At 68.2% G+C, this 1,548-nt stretch carries 2 protein-coding genes; one reads left to right on the top strand and one right to left on the bottom strand.

From position 1 onward, the window contains the following. Window positions 1-16 precede the first annotated feature (16 nt). A complete protein-coding gene (locus Apa02nite_RS50695; RefSeq protein ID WP_203831574.1) occupies window positions 17-370 on the bottom strand; it encodes a hypothetical protein in 354 nt (117 codons plus the stop codon). A gap of 119 nt (window positions 371-489) precedes the next feature. On the opposite strand from Apa02nite_RS50695, the gene Apa02nite_RS50690 reads away from it, so the two are divergent. After that, the gene (locus Apa02nite_RS50690) at window positions 490-1,518 is read left to right on the top strand and encodes an IS630 family transposase (RefSeq protein ID WP_203831573.1); all 1,029 of its coding nucleotides are present in this window, start codon (window positions 490-492) and stop codon (window positions 1,516-1,518) included. Window positions 1,519-1,548 lie beyond the last annotated feature (30 nt).

Below are 1,548 nucleotides of genomic sequence, written 5' to 3'. Positions count from 1 at the left end.
CTAGTGCTGCACCGCGTTAGTTCGTCGGGGGTGTGAGCCAGGCGGTCGGGTCGTTGAGGTAGAGGCCGCAGGCGCAGTCGAGGGCTTCTTCCGGGCTGCCTACTGGTAGCCCGGAAGGCAGGGTGTTGTCCTGGTAGCCGTCGCGGCTGGCGAGGTAGATCGCGAAGCCCCAGGTGTGCAGGACCCCGGTGAACCGCAGCCGGCACAGCGGCTGGACCTGGCCGCCGGGCAGGACGCCGTCGAGGTAGGCGAATCCGGCCCGGTAACGGACCTGCACGCTGTCCAGTTGCGGCCAGCGGTCGTGGGCGTATTCGTTGAGGCGTTGCCGCAGGTGATGCTGCATCGACTCGGGCGGGTTCCGGCGGGCCATGGGCTCCATGCTGCCGTGCCCGCCGCTGTCACACCATGATCGGTGATGATCTTTCCCCGGACGGGTCGGGCTTGTGGATAGGTACGGGATTCGTGGTGAGAGCGGCGGTCACGGTCGTGATGGATGAGCGGACCCGCGGGCAGCTGTCCCGGACCGCCCGGTCAGGGCGTGCTCAGGCCCGGGCGGTGTTACGGGCGAAGATCATCCTGGCCGCGGCGGGCGGGACACCGAACGCCCAGATCGCCGCTGACCTGCACGTCGGTGTCGACACGGTCCGTAAGTGGCGGTCCCGGTTCGCCGTCGGTGGTCTGGCCGCGCTGGCCGACGCGAAACGGTCCGGGCGGCCCCGCCGGCATGGTCCCGAGGTCCGGGTCCAGGCGGTCGCGATCGCGACGTCGGCACCCCCGGGCCCGGAATCGACCTGGTCACATCGGCGGATCGCCGAGCAGATGGCCGACACCGGGATCTCACCGTCACAGGTCGGGCGGATCCTGGCCGACTGCGATCTGCGGCCCTACCGGGTCCGGGGCTGGCTGACCCGCAAGGACGACCCGGTGTTCTGGTCGCGTACCGCCGACATCTGCGACCTCTACCTCAACCCGCCGCCCGGCACGGTGGTGCTGTCCATCGATGAGAAGACCGCGATCGCTGCCCGATCCCGCAAGCATCCCGGCCGGCTCGCCCAGCCGGGCCGGCCCGCCTATCAAGAGTTCGAGTACGTCCGGCACGGCACCGTGTCGATCGTTGCGGCCCTCGACGTCCAGACCGGTCAGGTGGTCACCGAGCCGATCAGGCGCAACGACTCGGTGACCTTCCAGCGGTTCCTGACCATGCTCGATGCGGTCATCGACCCGGCCAAACAGATTCACGTCGTGCTGGACAACGGGTCCTCACACGTTGCGAAAGCGACCCGGGCCTGGCTGGCCGCTCATCCCCGCTGGCACGTGCACTGGACCCCGGTCCACGCCTCCTGGCTCAACCAGATCGAGCTGTACTTCTCCGCGCTGACCCGCCGAGTCGTACGCCACGGCGACTTCAGCTCACGCGACGACCTCATCGAGAAGATCGAAACCTATGTGATCAACAAGAACAGCACCGCGAAACCCTACCGATGGACCTACGACGGAACCCCGCTCAAGGCCGCATGACCCCCGACGAACTAACGCGGTGCAGCACTA

The organism is Actinoplanes palleronii (assembly GCF_016862315.1).
Classification (GTDB): Bacteria; Actinomycetota; Actinomycetes; order Mycobacteriales; family Micromonosporaceae; genus Actinoplanes; species Actinoplanes palleronii.
The sequence above is the reverse complement of the archived record's forward strand: the minus strand, read 5'-3'. Positions and strand labels throughout refer to the sequence as shown.